Consider the following 4459-nt stretch of genomic DNA (forward strand, 5'->3'; position numbering starts at 1 on the left):
ACCGGTCCGACGCTTCGGCAAGGCCGCTCCTACAGGGGGCCAGGAATGCCCGGTATCATCGCGTCGCCTGAAGCGCCGCCAGCAGCAACCGCTGATACAGCTCCTCTTTCAAACCCTGCGGATTATCCAGCTTCATCCGCGCCAACTGTGCCTCATACCCCTCGGGCCCCGGCGCATCCAACGCTGCCTTGCCCAGCTCCAAGACCTCGCTCAGCTTGAACTTGCTCTTCAACCAATTCAGCGCCCGCAACAGATCCCGCTCTTGCGCCGTGAAATCAGTCCCCAGTGGATACTCCGGAAACAGCCGTGCATGCCGTGCCCGAATGGCCTCGAGCCGCTCAGGCGTATTGTCCATGAACCGCGCATCCAGCTCGAAGTCCTTGGCCAGCTTGCCCGCCGCCTTGGCCTGCGCCATCAGCTCGCGCTGAAAACGTGAATCACTGATCGCCAGCAACCGCGCAATCACCTCGCTGTCGGTCTGCCCGCGCAGGTCGGCGATGCCGTACTCGGTGATCACGATGTCGCGCAGGTGCCGGGGTATGGTGCAGTGGCCGTAGGTCCAGTAGAGATTCGAAGTGACCTCGCCACCGGTCTCGCGCCAGCTGCGCAGCAGCAGGATCGAGCGACCACCCTCAAGCGCGTGCCCCTGGGCGACGAAGTTGTATTGCCCACCCACGCCGCTGAGCACCCGGCCATCCTCGAGCTGGTCGGCGACCCCCGCGCCCAGCAAGGTCATGCCGAATACCGTGTTGATGAAGCGCGCGTCCCGTCGCTGGCGGCGCTTGAGGTCTTCCTGGCCGTAAAGTTCGTTGATGAAACTGATAGCGCTCATGGCAAAGCGAGCGCGCTGCGCCAGGGGCATTTCGCGCAAGCGCTGATAAAAGGCCCGAGGGCCGAGGAAGAATCCGCCATGGATCAGCACACCGCGCTCGTCGGCCGGGCGTCGCACCACGCCGGCCTCGGCCAGGGCCAGCAAGCCGTTGACGAACATCTCGCTGCAGCCATACAGCCCCTGAGCGAAGGTATCCAGCCCGCCTTCCCGTTCGATCAGCGCCTGCCACGGGTCGATCTCCAGTTCATCGAGCAGCGCTCGATAGCCTTCGTTGTCACCCTGGCGTGCCAGCAATGCCGCCGTCACCGCGTCGCCCATGGCACCGATGCCGATCTGCAGGGTGCCGCCATCGCGTACCAGCGTGCTGGCGTACAGGCCGATGCAGTGGTCCTGGGCGTTCACCGGCATGTTCGGGGTGGAGAACAGTCGGCGATGCTCGGGCTGGTCGATCAGCAGGTCGAATTGCGCCACGTCCAGTTCCGCATCGCCAGCCATGTAGGGCAGCTCGTCGTGGACCTGGCCCAGCATCAGGATGGTCTCTCCCGCAGCACGGCGCCGGGCGATCATCGGCAGCAGGTCGAGGGTGATGTCGGGATTGCAGGCCAGGCTCAGGTGGTCGGGCCTTTCGGGCGTGGCCGCCAGCAGTTGCGCGATCAGGTTAAGGCCCTTGGCGTTGATGTCGCGGGCGGCGTGGCTGTAGTTGCTGCTGACGTAGTCCTGTTGCGCCGGCGCGCTGTGCAACAGGCTGCCGGGTTGCATGAAGAACTGCTCGACGCGAATGTTGGCCGGCAAGGTATCGGCACGCAGGTCGGCAAGGTAGGTGAGCTCTTCGTAGTCGGCGAACACGCGCTCGACGAAGGGTTCGAGAAAACGGCGCTGCAGGCCGTCGCCCAGCGCAGGTCGGCCAAGGGACAGAGCCGTGTAGATCGTCAGGCGACGCTCGGGCAGCTCGCGAATGCGGGCGTACAGCGCATTGACGAAGGCGTTGGGCTTGCCCAGGCCCAGGGGCAGCCCCATGTGGATATGCGCGGGCAGGCGCTGCAGGACCTCGTCCACGGCCTGGTCTATGGAACAGCGCTGCATCGGAGCCTCCTGGAACATCTAGGGTTCAGGGGTTGGACATGAGCCCTGGCAGGTTGGTTGCCGTGCTGTCCCCTGAGGGAGCGGGTTTACCCACGAAGAGACCGGCGCAGACAGCACAAAAACAAAAGCCCGCCATCAATGGCGGGCTTTACTCGAATCAGGTCAGGCTCACAGCCCCGACATCTTCTTGATCGCACCCTTGAGGTCTTCATCCGAGCAATCGGCGCAGGTGCCCTTCGGCGGCATGGCGTTGATGCCGGTGATGGCCTTGGCCAGGATGCCATCGAGACCACCCTGGTGGTCGGCGCGCTCCTTCCACGCGGCGGTGTCGCCAATCTTCGGCGCGTTCAGCAGGCCCGTGCCATGACAGGCGTTGCAGTGCTTGGCGATGATCTCGTCCGGCGTCTTGGCCCCGCCGCCGCCGGCAGTGGCGACCACTTCCATGCCCTTGCACTCCTGGCCCTGGACGCACACCTGGCCGACCGGCGCGAGGCGCTTGGCGATGTCGTCGTTGGTTGCAGCGGTTGCGCTCATTGCCCAAAGGGCGAATACGGCTGCTGGTACGGCCAGCATCTTCTTGATTTGGTTCACGCGAACACCCTCATGGTGGCTAATCACGCCCGCGGCCACGGAATCGCGAGCGTTGAAAAGTATAGCGGCACTGCGCAAAGCGTGGAACGACCACACTCGGGGAAAGGGTATTGGCGAATCAATGCACTGCGCTGGATCAAAAGTTCGACGGAGTCGCCGCGCTGATCAGCCGAGCCGGCTCTTCGAATGGATTGCGAAAACGGTGCGGACGGGTGCTCTCGAAGTAGTAACTGTCGCCGGCTTCGAGAATGAAGGTCTCGGTACCGACCACCAGTTCCAGACGGCCTTCGAGCAGGATGCCGGTTTCTTCGCCGTCATGGGTGAGCATTTCCTCGCCGGTGTCGGCACCCGGTGGGTAGACCTCGTTGAGGAAGGCGATGGCCCGGTTCGGATGCGACTTGCCGACCAGCTTCATGGTCACCGCGCCATCGGAGATGTCGATCAGCTCGTGGGCCTTGTAGACGATCTGGGTGGGGCTTTCCGGTGCCAGTTCAACCGAAAAGAACTCGACCATGGACATGGGGATGCCGCTGAGCACCTTGCGCAGGGAGCTGATCGACGGGCTCACGCTGTTCTTCTCGATCATCGAGATGGTGCTGTTGGTCACGCCCGCGCGCTTGGCGAGTTCGCGCTGGGACAGGCCCTTGAGCTTACGGATGGCTTGCAGTCGTTCACCGACGTCCAAAGCTTGCGCCTCCAGAAACGGTCGAGGTGGGGAAGTGTGAACGATATGATGGCAATGCCGTTCAGTATTTACAACACACCGCCCCGCAGCCTGTCCGCTTCGGCGCCCTATTCGCCGATATAGTCCAGTGGCACGCGCTTGAGGTTGCAGAAGATCTGGTACGGAATGGTCCCGGCCTGCAGCGCCACGTCACTGGCCAGCACCTGCTTGCCCCACAGTTCCACCGGGCTGCCGATGGTGGCCTCGGGCACCTCGGTGAGATCGACGCAGAGCATGTCCATCGACACCCGACCGATCAGCTGGGTGCGCTTGCCGGCCACGACCACCGGAGTACCGGTGGGCGCCTGGCGCGGGTAGCCGTCGGCATAGCCCATGGCGACCACACCGACCCGGGTCGGACGCGGGCTGACGAACCTGGCGCCGTAGCCCACCGGCTCGCCGGCCGGCAGTTCACGCACGCTGATGATGCGCGATTGCAAGGTCATCACCGGCTGCAGGCGCGCGGCTTCGGCCTGGGCCTGCTCGAACGGGGTGGCGCCGTAGAGCATGATGCCCGGGCGTACCCAGTCGCTCTTGATGCTCGGCCAGCCCAGCACGGCCGGCGAGTTGCGCAGGCTGCACTCGGCGACCAGGCCCTGGCGGGCGGCCTCGAACACGGCGACCTGCTGCTCGGTGGCGCTGGCATCGAGCTCATCGGCGCGGGCGAAGTGGCTCATCAGCACGATGCGCGAGACCTTGCCGCTGGCCAGCAGCCGCTGGTAGGCATCCTGGTAGTCCTTGGGATGCACACCGACGCGGTGCATGCCGGTGTCCATCTTCAACCACACAGTCAGCGGCTTGTGCAGCGACGTCTTTTCGAGCGCCTCCAGTTGCCACGGCGAATGCACCACGCACCACAGGTCATGCTCGGCGATCAGCGCCAGCTCGCTGGCCTCGAAGAAGCCTTCGAGCAGCAGCACCGGGGCCTTGATGCCTGCCGCGCGCAGTTCCAGCGCTTCCTCGATGCAGGCCACGGCAAAGCCGTCGGCGTCTGGCTCCAGGGCCAGGGCGCAACGCACCGCGCCATGGCCGTAGGCATCGGCCTTGACCACGGCCAGGGCCTTGGCGCCGGTCAGCTCACGGGCCAGGCGGTAGTTGTGACGGAGGGCTTGGAGATCGATCAGGGCACGGGCGGGACGCATGGCGGCAGCCTTCTGGCAGTTCTGGTTATCGGTAAAGCCCCGGCGCGGCAGATGGGGGTAGGTACCCACCGCGCCGGGGTGAGGGAA

At 64.8% G+C, this 4459-nt stretch carries 4 protein-coding genes; all 4 read right to left on the reverse strand.

All coding sequences use genetic code 11. The features are described 5' to 3' along the window. Positions 1 to 55: 55 nt before the first annotated feature. A complete protein-coding gene (locus N5D48_RS25745; protein WP_279888932.1) occupies positions 56 to 1915 on the reverse strand; it encodes an acetyl-CoA hydrolase/transferase C-terminal domain-containing protein in 1860 nt (619 codons plus the stop codon). A gap of 168 nt (positions 1916 to 2083) precedes the next feature. Next, on the reverse strand, positions 2084 to 2488 hold the full coding sequence (locus tag N5D48_RS25750; RefSeq protein WP_279809024.1) for a c-type cytochrome: 405 nt from the start codon (positions 2486 to 2488) through the stop codon (positions 2084 to 2086). Positions 2489 to 2642: 154 nt separating this feature from the next. Next, positions 2643 to 3191, reverse strand: coding sequence for a cupin domain-containing protein (locus N5D48_RS25755; RefSeq protein ID WP_011536384.1), 549 nt, complete (start codon positions 3189 to 3191; stop codon positions 2643 to 2645). Between the two features lie 107 nt (positions 3192 to 3298). Further along, positions 3299 to 4372: an alanine racemase gene (gene alr, locus N5D48_RS25760; RefSeq protein WP_279888934.1), complete on the reverse strand. Its 1074-nt coding sequence runs from the start codon at positions 4370 to 4372 to the stop codon at positions 3299 to 3301. Positions 4373 to 4459: the final 87 nt, after the last annotated feature.

Origin of the sequence: Pseudomonas sp. GD03858 (genome assembly GCF_029840925.1) — a bacterium.
GTDB lineage: Bacteria > Pseudomonadota > Gammaproteobacteria > Pseudomonadales > Pseudomonadaceae > Aquipseudomonas.

Excerpts from the sequence above, each read along its gene's own strand:
- N5D48_RS25745 (WP_279888932.1), bottom strand. The coding sequence starts at position 1,915 with ATGCAGCGCTGTTCCATAGACCAGGCCGTGGACGAGGTCCTGCAGCGC.
- N5D48_RS25750 (WP_279809024.1), bottom strand. The coding sequence starts at position 2,488 with ATGCTGGCCGTACCAGCAGCCGTATTCGCCCTTTGGGCAATGAGCGCA.
- alr (WP_279888934.1), bottom strand. The coding sequence starts at position 4,372 with ATGCGTCCCGCCCGTGCCCTGATCGATCTCCAAGCCCTCCGTCACAAC.